The 19,589-nt window shown below is 68.1% G+C and carries 20 protein-coding genes; 7 read left to right on the top strand and 13 right to left on the bottom strand.

Annotated elements, in window-relative coordinates:
• Positions 1 to 99: 99 nt before the first annotated feature.
• Entirely contained in the window at positions 100 to 1,080 is a 981-nt protein-coding gene (locus JWP60_RS03885; RefSeq protein ID WP_299786566.1) for a dipeptide ABC transporter ATP-binding protein, read from the top strand.
• Positions 1,081 to 1,213: 133 nt separating this feature from the next.
• Here JWP60_RS03885 and JWP60_RS03880 read toward each other — a convergent pair whose 3' ends face one another.
• A complete protein-coding gene (locus JWP60_RS03880) occupies positions 1,214 to 2,062 on the bottom strand; it encodes an SIS domain-containing protein (RefSeq protein ID WP_299786564.1) in 849 nt (282 codons plus the stop codon).
• Positions 2,056 to 3,510, bottom strand: a complete 1,455-nt coding sequence (zwf, locus tag JWP60_RS03875; protein WP_299786562.1) for a glucose-6-phosphate dehydrogenase — start codon at positions 3,508 to 3,510, stop codon at positions 2,056 to 2,058. Before zwf ends, JWP60_RS03880 begins: the two co-directional genes overlap by 7 nt.
• A gap of 208 nt (positions 3,511 to 3,718) precedes the next feature.
• Here zwf and tal point away from each other — a divergent pair, with 208 nt between their 5' ends.
• Positions 3,719 to 4,666 carry a transaldolase gene (gene tal, locus JWP60_RS03870; RefSeq protein ID WP_299786560.1) on the top strand — a complete coding sequence of 316 codons (948 nt, stop codon included), beginning with the start codon at positions 3,719 to 3,721 and terminating at the stop codon, positions 4,664 to 4,666.
• 4 nt (positions 4,667 to 4,670) lie between these two features.
• Positions 4,671 to 6,215: a glucose-6-phosphate isomerase gene (pgi, locus tag JWP60_RS03865; protein ID WP_299786558.1), complete on the top strand. Its 1,545-nt coding sequence runs from the start codon at positions 4,671 to 4,673 to the stop codon at positions 6,213 to 6,215.
• Positions 6,216 to 6,351: 136 nt separating this feature from the next.
• Here pgi and JWP60_RS03860 read toward each other — a convergent pair whose 3' ends face one another.
• From JWP60_RS03860 to JWP60_RS03815, 10 genes are all read right to left on the bottom strand, one after another.
• Positions 6,352 to 7,686 carry an ATP-binding protein gene (locus JWP60_RS03860; RefSeq protein WP_299786556.1) on the bottom strand — a complete coding sequence of 445 codons (1,335 nt, stop codon included), beginning with the start codon at positions 7,684 to 7,686 and terminating at the stop codon, positions 6,352 to 6,354.
• Positions 7,683 to 8,354: a response regulator transcription factor gene (locus JWP60_RS03855; RefSeq protein WP_299786554.1), complete on the bottom strand. Its 672-nt coding sequence runs from the start codon at positions 8,352 to 8,354 to the stop codon at positions 7,683 to 7,685. The genes JWP60_RS03860 and JWP60_RS03855 overlap by 4 nt, the downstream gene beginning before the upstream one ends.
• Positions 8,355 to 8,373: 19 nt before the next feature.
• Complete coding sequence (locus JWP60_RS03850; RefSeq protein WP_299786552.1) at positions 8,374 to 8,610, bottom strand: PepSY domain-containing protein; 237 nt, start codon at positions 8,608 to 8,610, stop codon at positions 8,374 to 8,376.
• Between the two features lie 21 nt (positions 8,611 to 8,631).
• Positions 8,632 to 9,171, bottom strand: coding sequence for a glycine zipper 2TM domain-containing protein (locus tag JWP60_RS03845; protein WP_299786550.1), 540 nt, complete (start codon positions 9,169 to 9,171; stop codon positions 8,632 to 8,634).
• 107 nt (positions 9,172 to 9,278) lie between these two features.
• Positions 9,279 to 10,010, bottom strand: a complete 732-nt coding sequence (locus JWP60_RS03840; protein WP_299786548.1) for a hypothetical protein — start codon at positions 10,008 to 10,010, stop codon at positions 9,279 to 9,281.
• Positions 10,011 to 10,123: 113 nt separating this feature from the next.
• Complete coding sequence (locus JWP60_RS03835) at positions 10,124 to 10,999, bottom strand: spore coat protein U domain-containing protein (RefSeq protein ID WP_299786546.1); 876 nt, start codon at positions 10,997 to 10,999, stop codon at positions 10,124 to 10,126.
• Positions 10,996 to 13,293 (bottom strand): fimbria/pilus outer membrane usher protein, encoded by a 2,298-nt coding sequence (locus JWP60_RS03830; protein ID WP_299786544.1) that lies wholly within the window; start codon positions 13,291 to 13,293, stop codon positions 10,996 to 10,998. Before JWP60_RS03830 ends, JWP60_RS03835 begins: the two co-directional genes overlap by 4 nt.
• Positions 13,294 to 13,330: 37 nt before the next feature.
• Positions 13,331 to 14,080, bottom strand: a complete 750-nt coding sequence (locus JWP60_RS03825) for a fimbria/pilus periplasmic chaperone (RefSeq protein ID WP_299786542.1) — start codon at positions 14,078 to 14,080, stop codon at positions 13,331 to 13,333.
• A gap of 1 nt (position 14,081) precedes the next feature.
• Positions 14,082 to 14,480 (bottom strand): hypothetical protein, encoded by a 399-nt coding sequence (locus JWP60_RS03820; protein ID WP_299786540.1) that lies wholly within the window; start codon positions 14,478 to 14,480, stop codon positions 14,082 to 14,084.
• 40 nt (positions 14,481 to 14,520) lie between these two features.
• Positions 14,521 to 15,018 (bottom strand): spore coat protein U domain-containing protein, encoded by a 498-nt coding sequence (locus JWP60_RS03815; protein ID WP_299786538.1) that lies wholly within the window; start codon positions 15,016 to 15,018, stop codon positions 14,521 to 14,523.
• 332 nt (positions 15,019 to 15,350) lie between these two features.
• Here JWP60_RS03815 and JWP60_RS03810 point away from each other — a divergent pair, with 332 nt between their 5' ends.
• From JWP60_RS03810 to JWP60_RS03800, 3 genes are read left to right on the top strand one after another with little or no spacing between them, the layout of a single operon-like run.
• A complete protein-coding gene (locus tag JWP60_RS03810; RefSeq protein ID WP_299786536.1) occupies positions 15,351 to 15,680 on the top strand; it encodes a cupredoxin domain-containing protein in 330 nt (109 codons plus the stop codon).
• Positions 15,681 to 15,687: 7 nt separating this feature from the next.
• On the top strand, positions 15,688 to 16,503 hold the full coding sequence (locus tag JWP60_RS03805; RefSeq protein ID WP_299786535.1) for an FTR1 family protein: 816 nt from the start codon (positions 15,688 to 15,690) through the stop codon (positions 16,501 to 16,503).
• A 39-nt stretch (positions 16,504 to 16,542) separates the two neighbouring features.
• A complete protein-coding gene (locus JWP60_RS03800) occupies positions 16,543 to 17,292 on the top strand; it encodes a hypothetical protein (protein WP_299786533.1) in 750 nt (249 codons plus the stop codon).
• A 21-nt stretch (positions 17,293 to 17,313) separates the two neighbouring features.
• Here the strand turns inward: JWP60_RS03800 and JWP60_RS03795 are convergent, their stop codons facing one another.
• Complete coding sequence (locus JWP60_RS03795) at positions 17,314 to 17,508, bottom strand: hypothetical protein (protein ID WP_299786531.1); 195 nt, start codon at positions 17,506 to 17,508, stop codon at positions 17,314 to 17,316.
• Positions 17,509 to 17,669: 161 nt separating this feature from the next.
• Between JWP60_RS03795 and htpG the strand changes: the two genes are divergently transcribed.
• Positions 17,670 to 19,580: a molecular chaperone HtpG gene (gene htpG, locus JWP60_RS03790; RefSeq protein ID WP_299786529.1), complete on the top strand. Its 1,911-nt coding sequence runs from the start codon at positions 17,670 to 17,672 to the stop codon at positions 19,578 to 19,580.
• The last annotated feature ends 9 nt before the right edge of the window (positions 19,581 to 19,589 follow it).

Here is a 19,589-nt window from a genome sequence, read left to right as displayed (position 1 = left end):
CCCAACCCTCTCCCGCCAGCGGGAGAGGGAGTCATTCCGGGATCGGTATCTCTCCCTCTCCCCTCCGGGGAGAGGGCTGGGGTGAGGGCAGCGGCGCTCGTGGAAGCCACCGACCTCGCCAAGACCTTCGACGTCTCCGCCCCCTGGCTCAATCGCGTGCTCGAACGCAAGCCGCGCCAGCTGCTGCATGCCGTGGACGGCGTGAGCTTCTCCATCGAGCAGGGGCAGACCCTGGCGCTGGTCGGTGAGTCCGGCTGCGGCAAGAGCACGGTGGCGCGCCTGCTCGTGGGCTTGTACGAGCCCACCCGTGGCAGCTTCCACTTCGACGGCCAGGATGCGCATGCCGCCTTCCGCGGGGCGCAGGCGCAGCCGCTGCGCCGGCGCATCCAGATGATCTTCCAGGATCCCTACGCAAGCCTGAACCCGCGCTGGAAGGTCGCGGACATCGTCGGCGAGCCGCTGCAGGAACACGGCCTGCTCTCCGGGCGCGGCGAGCTGAGGGACCGCGTCGGCGAACTGCTGCAGTCGGTGGGTCTCAGCCCGCTGGACATGGCGAAGTATCCGCACCAGTTCTCCGGCGGCCAGCGCCAGCGCATCTCGATCGCGCGGGCCTTGGCCACGCATCCCGAATTCCTGGTGTGCGACGAGCCGACGTCAGCCCTCGACGTCAGCGTGCAGGCGCAGGTCCTCAACATCATGAAGGACCTGCAGCGCCAGCGCGGCCTGACCTATCTCTTCATCTCGCACAACCTGGCCGTGGTGCGGCATGTGAGCGACCGGGTCGGCGTGATGTACCTGGGGCGGCTGGTGGAGGTGGCCGACAAGCGGCAACTGTTCGCGCACCCGCGCCATCCCTACACGCGCATGCTGCTGGACGCGATCCCGAAGATCCACGACACCGGCCGCGCGCGCACGCCGGTGCAGGGCGAGGTGCCGAATCCGCTGGATCCGCCCACCGGCTGCGCCTTCAATCCGCGTTGTCCGCATGCGAACGGGCGGTGTCGGGTGGAGCGGCCGGCGTTGCTGGAGATCGGCGGGATGCGCGTGGCGTGCCATGCGGTCGAAGAGGGGCGGATTTAACACCCAATATCCGGACGCAGAAGACGCGGAAGTCACGCAGAAGACGCAGAAGAAAAACTTGAAAGTCTTTTTTGCGTTTTCTGCGCAACTTCTGCGTCTTCTGCGTCCGGATACTGGTTGTTTTTCTCGTCCCTTACGCGTACCGCTTCGTCCTTAAATTGTTCTTCATCTCCTGCAGCAGCGGCTGCAGCTTGCCGCCGCCGATGCGCAGTGCCACCGTCGTGGCCAGCACGTCGATGATCATCAGGTGCAGCAGGCGCGACACCATCGGGCTGTAGCGGTCATAGCCTTCCGGATGGTCGGCGGCCAAGTGGATGTGCCCCGCGGCGGCCAGCGGCGAGGCCGTGGCCGTGATCACGATCGTGGTCGCGCCGTTACGGCGGGCGATGTCGCAGGCGTCCATCAGGTCGCGCGTGCGGCCCGAGTTGGAGACCACCACCACGCAGTCGCCCGGCCCGAGCAGCGTCGCGCTCATCACCTGCATGTGGCCGTCACTGTAGGCAATCGTGTTGATGCCGAGGCGAAAGAACTTGTGCTGCGCGTCGAGCGCCACCACGCCGGAATTGCCGACCCCGTAGAACTCGATCCGGCGGCCGGTCTGGTAGGTCGCGGCCAGCGCCACCGCCGCCTTCTCGACCGCGTAGGTGGAGGCGTCATTGCGGTACTTCAGGAAGGCGGCCACCGCGTTGTCGATCACCTTGACCAGCACGTCGCCGGTCTTGTCGTCCGGGTCGACGCTGCGATGGATGAAGGGAACGCCCTCGCTCACGCTGCCCGCGAGCTTGAGCTTGAAATCCGAGAGGCCGTCATAGCCCATGCTGCGGCAAAAGCGCACCACGGTCGGTTTGCTGACGTGTGCGCGGTCGGCAAGCTGGCTCACCGGCAGGTTGGCAAAGGCGCGCGGGTCGCCCAGCACGAGCTTGGCAACCCGCTGTTCGGCCGGCGCCAGCGAGCTGATCGACGCCTTGATGCGGTCTAGCATTCCTCGGACCAGCAGAGGCCGTCGCGCGCGATCATCGCGCTGGACGCGCTCGGGCCCCAGGTGCCCGCGGCATACGGGCGCGGTCCGCGCTCGTCGGCCGCCCAGTGCTCCATGATCGGCTCGACCCAGCGCCACGCCGCTTCCTGTTCGTCGCTGCGCACGAACAGGTTCAGGCGGCCGGCGATCACGTCGAGCAGCAGGCGTTCGTAGGCGCCCACGCGCTCGGAGCCGAAGCGCTTGTCGAAGTCGAGGTCCAGGTGCACGGGCGCCAGGCTCTGGCCGTTGCGCCGGTTCTCCTGGCCCAGTGCCAGCAGGTGCAGCTGCAGCCCGTCACGCGGCTGCAGGTTGATCACCAGCCGGTTCCAGCTGCCCGCCGGCGCGTTGTAGATCGCGTGCGGCGCCTGCCGGTAGTTGACGACGATCTGCGCCTCGCGCGAGATCAGCCGCTTGCCGGTGCGGATGTAGAAGGGCACGCCGGCCCAGCGCCAGCTCGAGATGCCGGTGCGCAGCGCCACGAAGGTCTCGGTGCGGCTTTCCGGATCCACGCCCGGCTCGTCGCGGTAGCCCCTCACCGATTGCCGGTTGGCGGTGCCCGCACCGTACTGGCCGCGCACGACGTGCTGGTCGATGGTCTCCGGCGTCCAGGGGTGCAGCGAGCGCAGCACCTTGAGCTTCTCGTCGCGGATCGCGTCGGCATGCGCGTTGATGGGCGGCTCCATCGCCAACGCGCACAGCAGTTGCAGCGCGTGGTTCTGCACCATGTCGCGCAGCGCGCCGGTCTTGTCGTAGAAGGCGCCGCGCTTTTCCACGCCCAGGTCTTCGGCAATGGTGATCTGGATGTTGGAGATGTGCTCGCGCCGCCAGACCGGCTCGAACAGCGCATTGCCGAAGCGCATGGCAAAGAGGTTCTGCACCGCCGGCTTGCCCAGGTAGTGGTCGATGCGGAAGATCTGCCGCTCGCTCAGCACGCTGCGCACCGTCTCGTTGATCTCGCGATTCGATTCCAGGTCGTGGCCCAGCGGCTTCTCCAGCACCAGGCGGGTGTTCGGCCGGTTCAGGCCGGCGGCCGCGATCTGCTGGCAGACGGTGGTGAACAGGTCCGGCGCTGTGGCCAGGTACATCACCACCGTTTCGGCATGGCGCTCGCGCAGCATGTCGGCCAGCCGTCGGTAATCCTGCGGCTGCGACAGGTCCAGCCGCAGGAAGTGCAGCAGGCCGGCGAAGCGATCGAACTCCTCGGGGGTCGGGCGCTTGGCAAGCTCGACGTCGTCGAAGCGCGAGCGGATCAATTCGCGGTACTGCGCATCGCCCAGGTCATCGCGTGCGATGCCGATGATGCGTCCACCCTCGGGCAGGGTGCCGTGGCGAAAGGCCTGGAACAGGGCGGGCATCAGCTTGCGCCAGGCGAGGTCGCCGGTGCCGCCGAAAAGAACGAGGTCGAAACTCATGGAGAGGTGTGGGCTGCGGACCGCTTAATGTAAATTGGTTTCAGCGCGGCTTGGTCCGGTCGGCGGGATGCCAAGCCCATCCAGCGGCCGCCTCATGGGCACCGTGCACCACGCACGTGCGCAGCGCAGCGCGCCGTGTAATTTGGTTACCTTTGCGTCCGAGCTCGCCTGCGAACAAGCGCCGCCCACGACGGCCGATAATGACCGCATGAATCAACTGGACGCGCTCAAGCAGTTCACGACCGTCGTTGCCGACACGGGCGACTTCCGCCAGCTGGCGCAGTACAAGCCGCAGGACGCCACCACCAATCCCTCGCTGATCCTCAAGGCGGTGCAGAAGGCGGACTACGCCCATCTGTTGCAGGAAACGGTGGAACGCCACCGCAAGCTGGCGCTGGACGAGATCATCGACCGCCTGCTGGTGCGCTTCGGCAGCGAGATCCTGCAGCACGTGCCGGGGCGCGTCTCCACCGAAGTCGATGCGCGACTGAGCTTCGACACGGAGGCCAGCGTGGCGCGCGCCGAACGCATCATGGCGCTCTACCGCGCCGAAGGCGTGGCGCCCGAGCGCATCCTCATCAAGGTCGCCGCCACCTGGGAGGGCATCCAGGCAGCGGCGCGGCTGCAGCAGCGCGGCATCAACACCAATCTCACCCTGCTGTTCTCCTTTTGCCAGGCCGTGGCCTGCGGCCAAGCGAAGGTGCAGCTGATCTCGCCCTTCGTGGGCCGCATCTACGACTGGTACAAGAAGTCCGCGGGCAGCGCGTGGGACGAGGCCGCGCAGGCCGGCACCAACGACCCGGGCGTGCAGTCGGTGCGCCAGATCTACCAGTACTACAAGCACTTCGGCATCAGCACCGAGGTGATGGGCGCCAGCTTCCGCAACATCGGCCAGATCCTGGCGCTGGCCGGCTGCGACCTGTTGACCATCAGCCCCGAGCTGATGGCGCAACTGCAGCAGTCCGACGCGCCGGTGCAGCGCGCCCTCGACCCCGCACAGGCCAAGTCGGCCGACATCCACCCCGTGCAGTACGACGAGGCACAGTTCCGCTGGGCGCTGAACGAGGATGCGATGGCCAGCGAGAAACTCGGCGAGGGCATCCGCACCTTCGGCGCCGATGCCATCAAGCTCGAACGATTGATCCAGTCGGCCTGAACGCATGACCCGACCCCGTTGCGACCGCACCGCTGCCTGGGCGCAGCTGCAGGGAATCAGCGCGCAGTACGCGCAGGGCTTCGAGCTGCGCGCGGCCTTCGCCCAGGACGCGCAGCGTTTCGCGGCTTTCAGCCAGCAGGCGCCACACGTGTTTGCCGATCTGTCGAAGAATCTCATCGACGCGGCCAGCGAGCAGGCGCTGCTGGCGCTTGCGCGCGAGACGCGCGTCGAGGCGTACCGCGATGCGATGTTCGCCGGCGAGCGCATCAACAACACGGAAAACCGGGCGGTCAAGCACTGGCTGCTGCGCGCGCCGCGCAATGCGGCCGATCCCGATTCCCTGGCGGTGCATGAAACGCTGGACGCGATGCTGGCCTTCGCCGAGCGCGTGCGGGCGGACACCGCCATCACCGACATCGTGAACATCGGCATCGGCGGCTCGGACCTCGGGCCGCAGATGGCGGTGGCGGCACTCGATGCGTTTTCCGTTCCGGGCAAGCGCTGCCACTTCGTCTCCAACATCGACGGCCACGAGCTGGCTGCGGTGCTGCGCGGTGTGCGCCCGGAAAGCACGCTGTTCCTGATCGCCTCCAAGACCTTCACGACGCTGGAGACCATGACCAATGCGCGTTCGGCGCGCCAGTGGTTCGAGCAGCAGGGCGGCCGCGACATTGCGCGGCACTTCGCCGCGCTGACCACCAACGTCGAAGCCGCGCGCGCGTTCGGCATCACCACCACCTTCGGCTTCTGGGACTGGGTGGGCGGGCGTTATTCGCTGTGGTCCGCCATCGGCTTGCCAATCGCGATTGCCATCGGGGCCGAGGGCTTTCGCGAACTGCTCGCCGGCGCCCACGCGATGGACGAACACTTTCGCACCGCGCCGCTGGCGGCGAACCTGCCGGTGCGGCTCGGCCTGCTGGATGTCTGGTACCGCAACTTCCTGGGCTTCACGAGCCGCAGCATTGCGCCGTATCACAGCGCGCTGCGCCGCCTGCCGGCGTACCTGCAGCAGCTGGAAATGGAAAGCAACGGCAAGAGCGTCGACGCGCAGGGGCAGCCGCTGCCCTTCGGGTCTTCACCCGTGCTCTGGGGGGAGCCGGGCACCAATGGCCAGCATGCCTACTTCCAGATGCTGCACCAGGGCACGGACCGCGTGCCCGTGGAGTTCTTCGCCGTGCGCGATCCGGCCCAAGCCTTGCCGGGCCACCACGAGCTGCTGCTGGCCAATGCGCTGGCCCAGGCCCAGGCCTTGATGCAGGGCAAGGCGGATCCCGGCGGGCGCCGCAACTTCGCGGGCAATCGCCCGAGCACCTTCTTCCTGCTCGATGCGCTGCGGCCTGCATCCCTCGGTGCCTTGCTGGCGATGTACGAACACCGCGTGTTCACCAGCGGCGCCGTGTGGGGCATCGACAGCTTCGACCAGTGGGGCGTGGAGTTGGGCAAGGTGCTGGCCAGCGAAATCGCCAAGCGCTTTGACTCCGGCGACGTGGCCGGGCTCGACGCGTCGACGGCCGGCCTCTTGCAGCGACTGCGGCCGGGGCGGGCATGAGCTCTCCCAGGATGTCATCCCGGGCTTGACCCGGGATCCACGACGGCGCTTGCACAAGCGCCGCATGGATTGCGGGTCAAGCCCGCAATGACATCCCTACGCGCCGCTCACGCGCGCACGAATCCCTGCGCGCCGATCACGCCGCCGGCAGCACGATCATCACCAGTGCGCCACCCAGGCTGCCATGGGACAACTGCAGTTCGCCGTGGTGGCTGGCCACCAGCTCGTTGACGACGGTGAGTCCGACGCCGTGGCCCGGCACGCGTTCGTCCAGCCGCACGTGCATCTGCAGGATGGTCTGCGTGTCGGTGAAGCCCGGCCCGTCGTCTTCCACGCGCAGCAGCAGGCGCGCGCCTTCGCGCCAGGCGCGCACCGAGACGCGCCGGACCGCCCACTTGGCGGCGTTGTCCATCACGTTGCCCAGCATCTCGAACAGGTCGCCTTCCTCGATGCGCCAGCTCAGGTCGGGGGTGCAGTCGATCGTGATGGCAACGCCCTTGTCCGCATAGACCTTGGCCAGCGCGTCGCGAATGCGGGCCAGCACCGGCGCCACGGGAATCGGTGGCGCGAACTTCGAGGCACCGCCGGCTGCCGCCCGTGTCAGCTGGTGCTGCACGATGGCATCCATGCGAACGACCTGCTGCTGCACGGTCTGCGGCAGGTCGGCCGGGTCGTGCAGCGCATTGCGCAGCACGGCCAGCGGCGTCTTCAGGCTGTGGGCAAGGAAGCTCAGTGCCTCCTTGTAGCGGCCCTGACGCTCGCGCTCCTGCTGGATCAGCGTGTTCAAGCTGTCGGTCAGGCCGGAGATCTCGCCGGGATAGCGGCCCTCGATGCGCGACTGCTCGCCGGCCTCGATGCGCCGGATCTCGCCGGCCACGCGTTGCAGCGGCGCCAGGCCCCAGCGCAGCAGCAATAGTTGCGCGAGCAACAGCAGGACCCCCGCACCCCCGAGCCACAGCCACAGCGTGCGCGTGAAGGCGGCGATCTCGCGGTCGTATTCGCGGCGATCCTCCATCACCGAGAGAACCAGCGGCGCCTCGGCCTTGCCGGCCGCCCACTTCACGCCATAGCTCACGGCCAGCCAGGAGCCGTCGCGGCCCGCGATGGTTTCGTCGCGCCATTCGCCAGGGGCCACGCCCTCGCGCCGGAACGGCGGGTTCGCGCCGAGGCTGGAGCCCGAGCGCCACTGCTCGTTGCGCTTGAGGTTGACGATGCTGGCGTACAGGCCCGACTCGGGCAGCGACAGCCGTGGCTCGGCGAAGCTGCCGGGCATCACCAGCGCTCCGGTGTCGTCGAGCTCGGCGCGCGCCAGCAGCAGGTAGACGCTGCTTTGCAGCTGTGCGTAGTGCGCGGTCAGCACGCTGTCGGCATGCGCGCGCTGCACCGCGGCGCCGGCCGCCGCCATGAAGGCCAGCAGGACGAGGCCGGCCGCCAGCAAGAGGCGCGCGCGTATCGAGTAGCCGGTGCTCATTCGAGAGTGAAGCGGTAGCCGCGCCCGCGCACGGTTTCGATGGGGGCCAGCTCGCCTTGCGGATCGAGCTTGCGGCGCAGGCGCCCGATCAGCACTTCGAGCACGTTGCTGTCGCGGTCCTCGCCATGCGGGTAGAGGTAATCGGACAGCTCCTGCTTCGTGACCACGCGGGCGCGCTGGCGTACCAGGTATTCGAGCATGCGGTATTCGAAGGTGGTCAGCTCCAGCGCCGCGCCATTCAGTTGCGCCGCCTGGCCGCCGAAGTCGATGGTGAGCGGGCCGAGCGCCAGGACGTCGCTCGCCGCCTGCAGCGAACGGCGCAGCAGCGCCTTCACGCGCGCCGCCAGTTCGGGGTATTCGAAAGGCTTGGTGACGTAGTCGTCGGCGCCGGCTTCGAGGCCCGCCACCTTGTCCTGCCACGAGCCGCGCGCGGTCAGGATCAGCAGCGGCATGGTGCGCCCTTCGGTGCGCAGCCGCTGCACGATCGTGAGGCCGTTGACCTTGGGCAGGCCGAGGTCGACGATCACGAGATCGAAGGGATATTCACGTGCGAGGTAGAGGCCCTCGTCGCCCGCGCCCGCCTGGTCGACGCGGTAGCCCTCGGCTTCCAGTTGCCGCGCCAGCCCTTGCCGCAGCGCGGCGTCGTCTTCGATCAGCAGCAGTCGCATGGATGCCGCGTGGCCGGGACTATTGGATGCGGCCGGTGGCCACGTCGACCAGGATGACCAGCACGTCGCCCCGTTCGGTGACCACCTTGACGCGCCATACCGGTCGGCCGCCGGCATCCGCCTGCTCCACCGACAGCACGCGGCCGCCGGTGGCCTTCTGGGCGGTGGCGGCCGCGTCCTCCCGCGTCACCGCGGCCCAGGCCGGCAGCGTGGCCGCCAGCAGCAAGGCGCAGGTGAGGGTGCGGAAGGTGTTCACGGCGGGCGGCGGCTGTCGGCGTCAGGGCCGATGGTACTCCCGCTCCTCCAGCGGCATGACCGAAACGCGAACCGGCAAGGTGTGTCCGGGTTGCTCGCGCATGACCGTGGTGTACATCTGGCCGTGGTACTCGTAACTCACGCGGTAGCCGGTCACGCGCTGTTGCAGCTCGGTGACCGTGCGGCAGGAGCGAACTTCGCGCTGCGACTGCTCGATGACCTGCGGCTGGTCGTTGGCCAGACGGTCGCCGGTGAGCGCGCCGATCACCGCACCGGCGGCAGTCGCCGCCTCACGGCCATGACCGCGACCGACCTGATTGCCCAGCACGCCCCCGGCCAGACCGCCGACGATCGCACCGGCATAGCTGCCGCTGCTGCCGGCCACCGGGCGCTGCTCGGTGATCACCTGGGTGCCGCACTCCTGGCGCGGCACCTGCACGTTTTCGTACTGCGGCTCGACGCTCTGCACGCGGGCGCGGTCGACGAAGCCGGGGGCCTGGGGCTGCGCGATGGCGGCGCCGGTGGCAAGAAGGCCGATGAGGGCAAGAGGCTTCAGTTTCATGGTTCACTCCTGGGTCGTTGTGGGATGCAGCTTAGGCGTGCTTCGGTGAACGAACGCTGAACGAATGTGAAGTTGCGTTCAGCGTTGCGGGTTTCACCACACTGCACTTAACGGTCGTGGCGATCGTCGTGGCGATGGCTGTCGGCGACGTCGAAGCTCCAGCTGCGCCGCGCCGTATTGCCCGCGCGATCACGCACCACCAGTTCGGCGTTGTGCCGGCCGGACGGCAGGTCTTCGGCGTAACGCACCAGGTCTTCCTCGACGCGCACGCGGGCGCTTACGTCGCGGCCGTCCACCCGCAGCAGCACGGACTGCACGCCCATGCCGTGATCGCCGATGCGCGCGCTGATGCGCGTCCAGCCGCGCTCGCTCACGCGCTCGCCCTGCGCCGGCGTCAGGTCGCTGATCTGCGGCGGGCTCACGTCCCGGCCGGCGCGCTGGTTGTCGCGCTCGCCCACCACCTCGGCGCGCGCGCTCAGGCGCTCGCCATGCAGTTCGAAGGTCGCCACGGCGCGGGCGAACAGGCCCGGATCCCCGTGCCCGCGCAGCGCGTAGCTCGCCTCATAGACACCGGGCCGGCTTTCGACCAGGCGCTCGCGCGGCAGGCCGGGCAGCGCCACCCACGCTTCACCGCCAGGCGTGGCGTGCAGGCGGAAGCGCGCGACGTTGCCGCGCTCCAGCGGGCCCAGCACGACGAAGCGCTCGATCTGCGCGTGCACCGGTGCCGGCACGACGACGACGCGCGACTGCGCCGCGGCGGGCGTCGTGACCATCATGGCGCCGACGGAGGCCAGCAGCACGGACGCCGCGGCAGCAGTGGAACGGACAGTGGATTTCATGAAGTCACCTCGCTGGTTGGTATGGAAGTGAGTCTGCCCGCCGGCGATGAACGCAAGCTGAACGGAATCGGCCGCCGTGCGGGCGGTGACGGTCGCAGCGCCTGCTTGACGCCTCAGTAAGTCACGGTCAGCGTTCGGGTATCGGTGCCGGTGCAGGTCGCCGTGCTGCAGCTTCCCGCCTGCCCGGCGTCGACGCTGATGTTCACCGTATAGGGCTGCGCGAGCGCCGTGCCGGTCGCACTGGTCGTCGCCAGGCTCAGTCCGTAGGCCAGGTTCACTGTGGGTACCACGCTTCGGGCCTGGTCCAGCGTGATCGTGTAGGTGGTGGTCAGGGTGCAGGTGATCGCGAAGTCGCTGGTGGCGGTCACCGGCGTGGCGGAGAAGGCGGGGTAGTTGATGCTGATCGGCGAGGGCGGCGTGCTGAAGCGGCAGCTGCGCGGGATGCTGATGTGCACATCGAGCGTGCTGGTGGTGATGAGAGCGCCGGTGGCGCTGTCCAGCCGCATGGTGATCGCCACCGTGTCCACGTAGACCCCCGCCGGCTTGAACTGCAGCGATTGGATGCTGTAGTAGAAGGGGATGCTCGCGGTGAGCGAACTGCTCGCGTTGCTGCCGAAATCCAGCCGCTGGCGCACCGCACCGTTGGTCGTTGACGTGTTGTTCACACCGTTCCCGGTGTTGGTCCAGAGGCCGCTGGTGGTGCTCGCGTGGAAGATCTCGTAGGTGAGCGTGGAGCCGCCGGTGTCCAGCGTGGCAGTGTTGCCGGCGGTCGTCTGGACCATGCCGATCCACACGGTGGGCTTGCGGTTGTCCCGGGTTGGGTCGCGCGTGCAGGCGATGCCGAGCGTTCCCTGGCCCGTCACCGTGGGGAAGTAGTTGTAGACGACGTTCACGTTGCTGACGGTGATCGAGCAGCTCAGGGTGGCCGACGCAGGCAGGGCGGCCAGCAGGGCGGCGATGGCGAGCAGGAACCGAACGAGGATCTTCATCGTGGGACTCCGGTGCAGCGCAGGGGACCCGCGCGCGTGATCTCGGGCCCGCCCGGGGGCAGTTGCAGGTCCAGGCGGCAGGTTCGGTCGTGCCACTGCAGTCGCAGGCGGTTGCTGTCCTTCAGACCGGTGACGTAGGCTTCGCCGCGCCGGGCGACCAGGAAGTCCTGCGTCTCACCCTCGATCTGCACGGTGGCGCCGGGCGGAGCCGGCTGGCCGTCATCCAGCACGATCGAGACGAGGGCGGCCTTGCCGCCCCGCACCGCGAATTCCACCTTCGAGACCGAGCGCCAGGGCGGCACCACTTCCTGTTCGATCGACTCGATCTCGGCCGAAAGCGGGAGGTCGTTGGGGTTCAGCCGAACGGCGTTGCTCTGGTACGCCTGCAGGCCGTTGAGCAACGCGAGGCCCTGACTGTCGGTCTTCTGGGTGGCCTGCGCGCCCAGGCCGACGCCAATGCCTTCCTGGCCGGGCACCGAGACCAGGACCGCGCTGTTGTCGAACCTGGGCGCCGCGAACACGTGGTTGCCCGCCCAGACCGCGGCACCCACGGCACCGAGGCGGATGTCGGTCTGCTGCGGCCGCACGGCCCCTTCGGCCGTGAACAGGCCGTAGGGCGTGAACCAGTTCAGCCCGCCCTCGACCCGCGGATCGCCTTCCTTGGCGGCCAGTGCGCGCCAGCCCAATCCCGTCAGGCCGGCCGGGCTGTGGTCGACACTGGTGTAGAAGTCGGTGCTCCCGCCGCGGTGCTGCAGCGAGGTCGAGGACACCGTCGTGCGGTCCAGCGGCACCACCAGCGATGCGCCAACGGTGTAGGTATCGGCCGTGCTGAAGCTGCGCGAGAAGAAGACGTTGAACTGCCAGTGATCCCTGAAGGAGAAGCCGTAGTTCACCGAGGCGGTGAGGATCGAATCCGCGTCGTACAGCCGCTGGTACGCCGTCGCGAGCCCCACGCGGCCGGGGCCCAAGGCCCAGCTCGCCTGCGCGGCCACCTGCAGCCGCACGGGCACGGCGTCCTTGTCTTCCCCGAGACTGCGGAACGCGCGGCTGTTGCCCTCCACGCTGACGGACATGTTGGCGTTGTAGCCGCCCCTTTCGGCGCCCAACAGCCAGCGGCTGCCACGACCCAGGCCGTCGACCTGGCTGGCCATCGCGCCGGTGCGAATCAGCACCTCCGAGCCGACGGCTTGCACGCCGGCCAGGCCCAGGGCGCTGCGGCCGCGGGCAACTTCGAGCCGGCCTTCGCCGGTGGTGGTGGTGGTGAAACCGCGGCGCCACGTGCCGGATGCGAAGGGGTCGCCGTAGTGCCAGCTTTGCGAGCCAAGGTCCCTGCGCAGCTTGCCGATTTCCACGCTCCAGTCGTTCAGTCCGGGGGCGAGCAAATCCGCCGTGACGAGGAACGGTTGCGTGATCAAGGTTTCGCGGCCGAGGATGTCGCGCACGCGCACGGTGACATCGCCGTTGCCGGACAGCGTGGGAAGGTTGTCGATCGTGAACGGGCCGGCTGGCACGTTGCTGCTCTGGCGCAGCACATCGTTGACGTACAACTGCACGGTGGACGGAGTGCTGGTCTGCCCCGCGATCAGCGGCACGGGCTGCCGGTTGAGGTACGGGGCCAGGCCGAAGTTGGTGCCGAACTGCAGCCCGCCGAAGTAGGCGCCTCGCCCGAGCAGGCCGGTCCGCAGCGTGCCGTCGCCGGCCGTGAGCGTGTAGCCCTGGTCCGGAAAGTCGCGCCGGTAGGTGGTCTCCAGGCGGGTAAGGGCCCGGCCCTGCGCCAGCAGGTCGGGCGCGGTGAAGGTCTGGGTCAGCACACCCCAGCTGCCGCTGGCACCCACTTCGCCGATCAGGCCGAGGCCTTCCGTGCGCGAACTGCCGTCGCTGCGCGTATAGCTCAGGTCGTAGTTGACGAAGACGGCAGGCACGACCGCCGAGCGGGGCAGCAGGGACCTGAGTTCGCGCGACAGTCGCGTCGCGGTGAAGGCCTCCGGCGGAATGGACAACTGCAGCGTCCCCTTGTCGGCATCGAGCTTCGCCTGGACCCCGGTCACGGCAGCGACCGGCAGGTAGCGGAAGCCGCGGTACTCCACCGTCGGCGTGTCCGGACGAACCTGCAGGCGCCATGCGGTGAAGGCTTCCACCGGTGCGTACAGCACGCCGTCGCGGCTGACGATCGGCCAGATACCGCCGGAGCCGCCATTGACCGTGACTTCGACCGGCAGGACCCGCTCGCCGGTCTCGCTGTCCCGGCTTTGCGCGGCCGCGTGCCGGGCCTGGAGGAGGACGCAGGTCAGCACGGTGATCCGCAGGAAGGCGGAGAGCTTGCGCCGGCGGCTACTCCGGCAGCCGGACGTCGAACACCTGCTTGGAGCCATCATCCTGCGTGATCTGCAGCTTCAGCGGCCCGCCGGGAATGCGGGAGCCTTCGTTGCCGAATTCGAAACTGCGCGTCACGTTGGGCAGGATGTAGCCGCCCTTGATCTCGCTGGTTGCCAGCGTGTTGCCCGAAGGCGTGGTGAGCACCATGCTGGCCGGCTGCGCGTAAGCCTGCCCGCGGTTTTCGCAGGTGGCGCGCAGCGCGGTCGGGCTGCTGCGGGTGGCCGTGCACGTGAGCGCACGCTTGGCCCCCGGCGGCGTGATGAACACCGGCAGAGAGAATGCGAGGGCCACCTGGATCTGCACGCCGGGCTGGCTGGGCGCGAGCGCTTCCGGTACCTCCCGCACGATCAACCGGTAGGTGAGCTGTTCCCCGGGCGCGGGCGCACGCAGGTTGGCCAGCCGCACCACCTGGCGGCCACCCCTGGGCAGCCGCAGGATCGGCGGCGCGAGCACGAGGTCGTCGGTGGGCTGCAGGTCGTCGGTTCCGTCGGGCTTCTGTTTCCACTCGAAAAGCTCCGCCTGCATCACCAGTTCGGTATCGCCCTCGTTGATGATGGTCACGCCGGTGGCGCGCTCGCGCATCTCCATGAAGATGCGCACGGGGCTGACGGAGAAGGACCCCGCCTGCGCGGCCGGGGTGATCACGGCAGCGAGGCAGGCGGCCCGCAGGAGGAAATTCAGGCCGCTCTGGGGGAGTCTGTACATGTCACCACGCGATCGTGAGCTCGAGATAGCGCGCATTATCTAGCTGAACCATACGCCAGCTGGAGATCTTCGTACCGTCGCTGTAGACGGGTAGACGCTCCGTCACCACATCCCCCAGCATGGCCGGATCCAGCAGCTGCGCGGTCGGAACCAGGGTGGCGCGCCGGAAGGGGACTCCACCCGGAACAGGCAGCAGCGGCCCTCCCTCGCGTGTGCACGACACCTGCACTGCGGGTTGGGTCGCGAGCGCGCCGCACACGCCGGACGAAGTCACCAGCTTCACCTTGACGGTGACGCTGGTAGCGGCCTGCTGGCCGGCCAGCGCAACGCCGGCGGCCAGGACAGCTGCCAGGGCGAGCTGGGCGCGGGCCAGAGACTTCAGGACCGAGGCGTTCGTCATTTCGTTCCGGAGCAGCGCCCGGCGCAGCCGAGGGTTGCGATCAGAAGGTGACCGTCAACGTACGGGTCGCCGTGGTGGTGGCGCCGCCGGCACCGGCACCGGCCTGACCCTGGGGCATGGTACCGCTCAGCACGACGGGCACCTCGTCGGCGGAACCGATCGTAGTCGCGCTGGCCGCCGTTCCGGGGAGACGGGTGCCGGGGGTGGCGCTCAAGGTGTACTGGAGGCCGGCGATGACCCCCACGCCAGCGGCCGTCGCGTCGGTGCCGACGTCCCACGCCACGGTCGGGCTGGCGCCGAAGCCGCGGGTGCACTGGAAGGTCACGGTCGAGCCCGTTCCCGTCACATCCGCGGCGGCGAAGGCCTGATAGGTTCCGAAGTCGACCACGTTGGTCTGGCCGGCCTTGATCTGGCACTTGGAAGTCAGGCTCACCTTGACGGTGACGCTCGCGTCGACGCCTGCGGCCGAAGCCGCGGGCGCCAAGGCCGCGAAGAGGACCGCGAGAGCGGCGGTGGAAAGAAGACTAAGACGGTGCATGGCAGCTCCTTGCAGTGGGCAAAAACTGTAAGGGTGTTTAGGCAAATCCCTTAACAAGTGCGACGGACTGTAGAAAATCCTTCGCGGCTGCGCAAGACCGGAAGTCAGAAAAATCAAAGACATAGGGCTGAAACTAGCTCTGCTTGTTGAATTTGCAACGCCCGCGCCCTGCGCGGCCGTGCAACCACAAGATGTAAGACGATCAGCGGCAGGATGCATCGGGCAAACGGTGGCCTTGCCTGCGCGGGGACTTGGCTGTGCGCACTTTCTCCCATAGCTAATGCAAGTGATTCACATTACTATCTCCGCTCTGACATCCTGAAAAAGTTCACATGCCTCGCTTCTTTCCTGTGTTCGTCCTTGCCGCGGCCTTCCTCGGCCGCGTCGCGGCCGCCGATCCACCCGAGTTCGCGCTGGCCATCAAGAACCACCGCTTCGAACCGGTCGAGCTGACCGTGCCTGCCGGGACGCGGATCAAGCTGGTGGTGCACAACCAGGACAGCACGCCGGAGGAATTCGAGAGCCACAGCCTCAACCGCGAGAAGGTGATCCCGGGCGGCGCGAAGGCCACGATCTTCATCGGGCCGCTCAGCCCGGGCCGCTACGAATTCTTCGGCGACTTCAACCAGAAGACGGCGCAAGGCGTCCTCGTGGCGCAATAGGGCCGGCATGTTCGCTGCTGCGCTGATCGTCTTTCGCGAGTCGCTCGAGGCGGCGCTGTTCGTCGGCATCGTGGCGGCGGCCACCCGCCAGCTGGCCGGCCGCGGTCGCTGGCTTGCCGCGGGCGTGGCGGCCGGGTTCCTCGGCGCGCTGCTGCTCGCCGTGCTGGCCGAACGCATCAGCGGCCTGTTCGAGGGCGTCGGCCAGGACGTGATCAACATCGGCGTGCTGGCCGTGGCCCTGACCATGCTGTTGTGGCATTGCATCTGGGTCAGCACCCATTCGCGCGAGATGGTGCAGCAGGCCCGCGCCTTGGGCGTGTCGGTGCAGGACGGCCAGCGCAGGCCCTGGGCGCTCACGGTGGCGGTCGCGCTCGCGGTGCTGCGCGAGGGCGCCGAGACGGTGTTGTTCGTCGGCGGCATCGTCTCGGGATCGCCCCTCTCCCTCGGCGAGGTGGCCGTGTTCTGCACGGTGGGCGTGTTGGCCGGCGCGGGTGCGGGGCTTGCCATCTACGGCGGTCTTGCGCGGCTGCCAGCGCGGCACGTGTTCACGGCCACCAACCTGCTGATCGCGCTGCTTGCCGGTTCGCTCGCGAGCCAGCTCACGAAGTCGCTGGCGCAGGCCGGCTTCATCGAACGCGGAACGGCGCCGTTGTGGGACACCTCTGCGGCAGTGGCACCGGACTCCGCGCTTGGCACCCTGCTGCACGCCCTCGTGGGCTACGACGCGCGGCCATCGGCAGCGCAATTGGGGGCGTACCTGCTGGTGCTCGCCGTGATCTATGCGGGCACGCGCATATTGCGCCCAGCCGTACGCTCGTCGTAGGCTCGGGTCATCCCAACAGTAACAACCGGAGCCGCTTGAATGAGCAACGCTGTACGCCAGATCGTCCTGTCAGCATTCGCCGGCGTTGTGCTGGCCGCCGCGCTGCCAGCGGTGGCCGGACCGGCCGACCAGGTCTTCCCGGCGGTCGTCGAGGCGGGCGAGAAGGAGATCGAGCTCCGCGCCGGATCGTCCAAGCTACGCGACGGAACGCGCGTCAGCGAGGAGATCCTCAGCATAGGGTACGGCGTCAACAGCCACTGGTTCACCGAGCTCGCGGCGGCGTGGCAAAAGCAGCCCGGCGAGCAGCATGGCTTCGACGCCTGGGAATGGGAGAACCGCTTCCAGTTCACCGAGACCGGCAAGTACCCGGTCGACGTCGGCTTCCTGCTGGAGATCGAGCGCCCGCGCGAACGCAGCGCAGGCTACCAGTACCGGTGGGGTCCGCTGTTCCAGGCCGACATCGGCAGCAAGTGGACGGCCAACGTCAACGTGCTGATCGAGAAGCAGACGCGCGCGGTGCCACAGCTACGCGCGGACCTGGGCTACCAGTGGCAGCTGCGCTATCGCTGGCACCCTGAACTGGACTTCGGCGCGCAGGGCTTCGGGGACGTGGGGCGGTGGGACCACTGGGAAAACACTTCGGACCAGTCGCACATCCTGGGTCCGGCGGTGTTCGGCGAGGTCAAGCTCGCAGGGCACGACGTCAAGTACAACGCCGGCGCACTGTTCGGGATCACCCACGGTTCGCCGCGCAACACCCTGCGGCTGCAGGTCGAATACGAGTTCTGAGGCTGGCGCAGGGCGCGGCCCTCAGAGGGTGAGCGTGAGGACCAGCGGCTCGCCCGCGGCCACTTCCACCCGCTGGCTGAGGCCGCAGTTCGCGGACCAGGCGCCGGCAAACCAGTCGAGCGCCGGCTGCGCCGCAGCCATCGTCAGGGTGTGCGCGTCGTCCTCGGCGCGGTGCACCGTGTCGGCCCAGGAAGTGGAAGGCAGCTCGATCCTCATATGTCAGCACTGTAACCAGCGGTTGCACGGCTCCAAGCAGGACCGCAGCCGCAACTGAGCAGGAAACCTCGAATAGTTCACGCGGTGGTGCAGTAGCATCACCCGCCTTGAAATGTTCACGGGCTGCCCCTAGCTCGTGCGCTGCATCCGGACCACACGCCATGAGCCAGAAACAGACTCTCTCCTTCCAGGCCGAGGTTGCACAACTGCTGCACCTCGTCACCCACGCCCTTTACTCCAACAAGGAGATCTTCCTGCGGGAGCTGATCTCCAACGCGTCGGACGCCTGCGACAAGCTGCGCTTCGAGGCGCTGCACAACTCCGCGCTGTACGAGGATGCGCCCAATCTCGAAGTGCGCGTGAGCTTCGACCCCGAGGCCCGCACGCTGACCATTGCCGACAACGGCATCGGCCTGTCGCAGCAGGAGGCCATCGACAACCTGGGCACGATCGCCAAGAGCGGCACGCGCGAGTTCATGAACCGCCTCTCGGGCGACCAGAAGTCCGATGCGCAGTTGATCGGACAGTTCGGCGTCGGCTTCTATTCGGGCTTCATCGTCGCCGACAAGATCGCCGTCGAATCGCGCCGCGCCGGCTTGCCGCCCGCGGAGGGCGTGCGCTGGGTGAGTGGCGGCGCCGGCGACTTCGAGGTCGAGACCATGGTGCGCGCGCAGCGGGGCACCAGCGTGACCCTGCATCTGCGCGAGGACGCGCAGGACTATCTCTCCAGCTGGAAGCTCAAGTCCATCATCGGCAAGTACTCCGACCACATCTCGCTGCCCATCCTGATGCGCAAGGAGGAATGGAAGGAAGGCGAGGAGGGAAAGCCCGGCGAGCACGTGCTGACCGGCGAGTGGGAGACCGTCAACCAGGCGACCGCGCTGTGGACCCGCGCGAAGAAGGACATCACGCCGGAGCAGTACCAGGAGTTCTACAAGGCAATCAGCCACGACTACGAAGACGCGCTTGCCTGGAGCCACAACCGCGTGGAGGGCAGCACCGAGTACACGCAACTGCTGTTCGTGCCGGGGCGCGCGCCCTTCGACCTGTGGAACCGCGAGAAGGCCGCCGGCGTGAAGCTGTACGTCAAGCGCGTGTTCATCATGGACGACGCCGAGGCGCTGCTGCCCGCGTACCTGCGCTTCGTCAAGGGCGTGATCGATTCGGCCGACCTGCCCTTGAACGTCAGCCGCGAACTGCTGCAGGAAAGCCGCGACGTGAAGGCGATCCGCGAAGGCAACACGCGGCGCGTGCTGGCGATGCTCGAAGACCTTGCGAAGTCGGAGAAGGACGAAGCGGCAAGCGCCGAGGACAAGGGCCGCTTCGCGAAGTTCCAGGCCGAATTTGGCGCCGTGCTGAAGGAGGGTTTGGGCGAAGACCCGGCCAACCGCGATCGCATCGCCGGCCTGCTGCGCTTTGCCTCGACCCAGAGCGACACCGCCTCGGTCTCGCTGGCCGACTACAAGGCGCGGATGAAGGAAGGCCAGGACGCGATCTACTACATCACCGGCGAGACCCAAGCCGCGGCGGCGCACAGCCCGCAGCTCGAGATCTTCCGCAAGAAGGGCATCGAGGTGCTGTTCATGACGGACCGGGTCGACGAGTGGGCACTGTCGTACCTGACCGAGTTCGACGGCACGCCGCTGCAATCGGTCGCCAAGGGGCAGGTGGACCTGGGCAAGCTGCAGGACGAGTCGGAGAAGAAGGCGGCGGAAGAAGCCGCCGAGTCCTTCAAGCCGGTCCTGGCGCGGCTGAAGGAGGCGCTGAAGGACAAGGCGCAGGACGTGCGCGTCACCACGCGGCTGGTCGATTCACCCGCCTGCCTGGTGGTCACCGATGGCGGGGTGAGCCTGCAGCTCGCGCGGCTGTTGAAGCAGTCCGGGCAGAAGGCACCGGACGCGAAGCCGGTGCTGGAAGTCAACGCCTCGCACCCGCTGGTGCGCAAGCTCGAAGGCTCGCCGAACTTCAACGACCTGGCGCACATCCTGTTCGACCAGGCGCTGCTCGCCGAAGGCGGCCTGCCGGAGGACCCGGCGGCTTATGTGAAACGGGTGAACGCGCTGCTGGCGTAGATCACCGCG

The sequence above is a fragment of the Ramlibacter sp. genome, from assembly GCF_028291745.1.
Lineage (GTDB): Bacteria > Pseudomonadota > Gammaproteobacteria > Burkholderiales > Burkholderiaceae_C > Ramlibacter.
The sequence above is the reverse complement of the archived record's forward strand: the minus strand, read 5'-3'. Positions and strand labels throughout refer to the sequence as shown.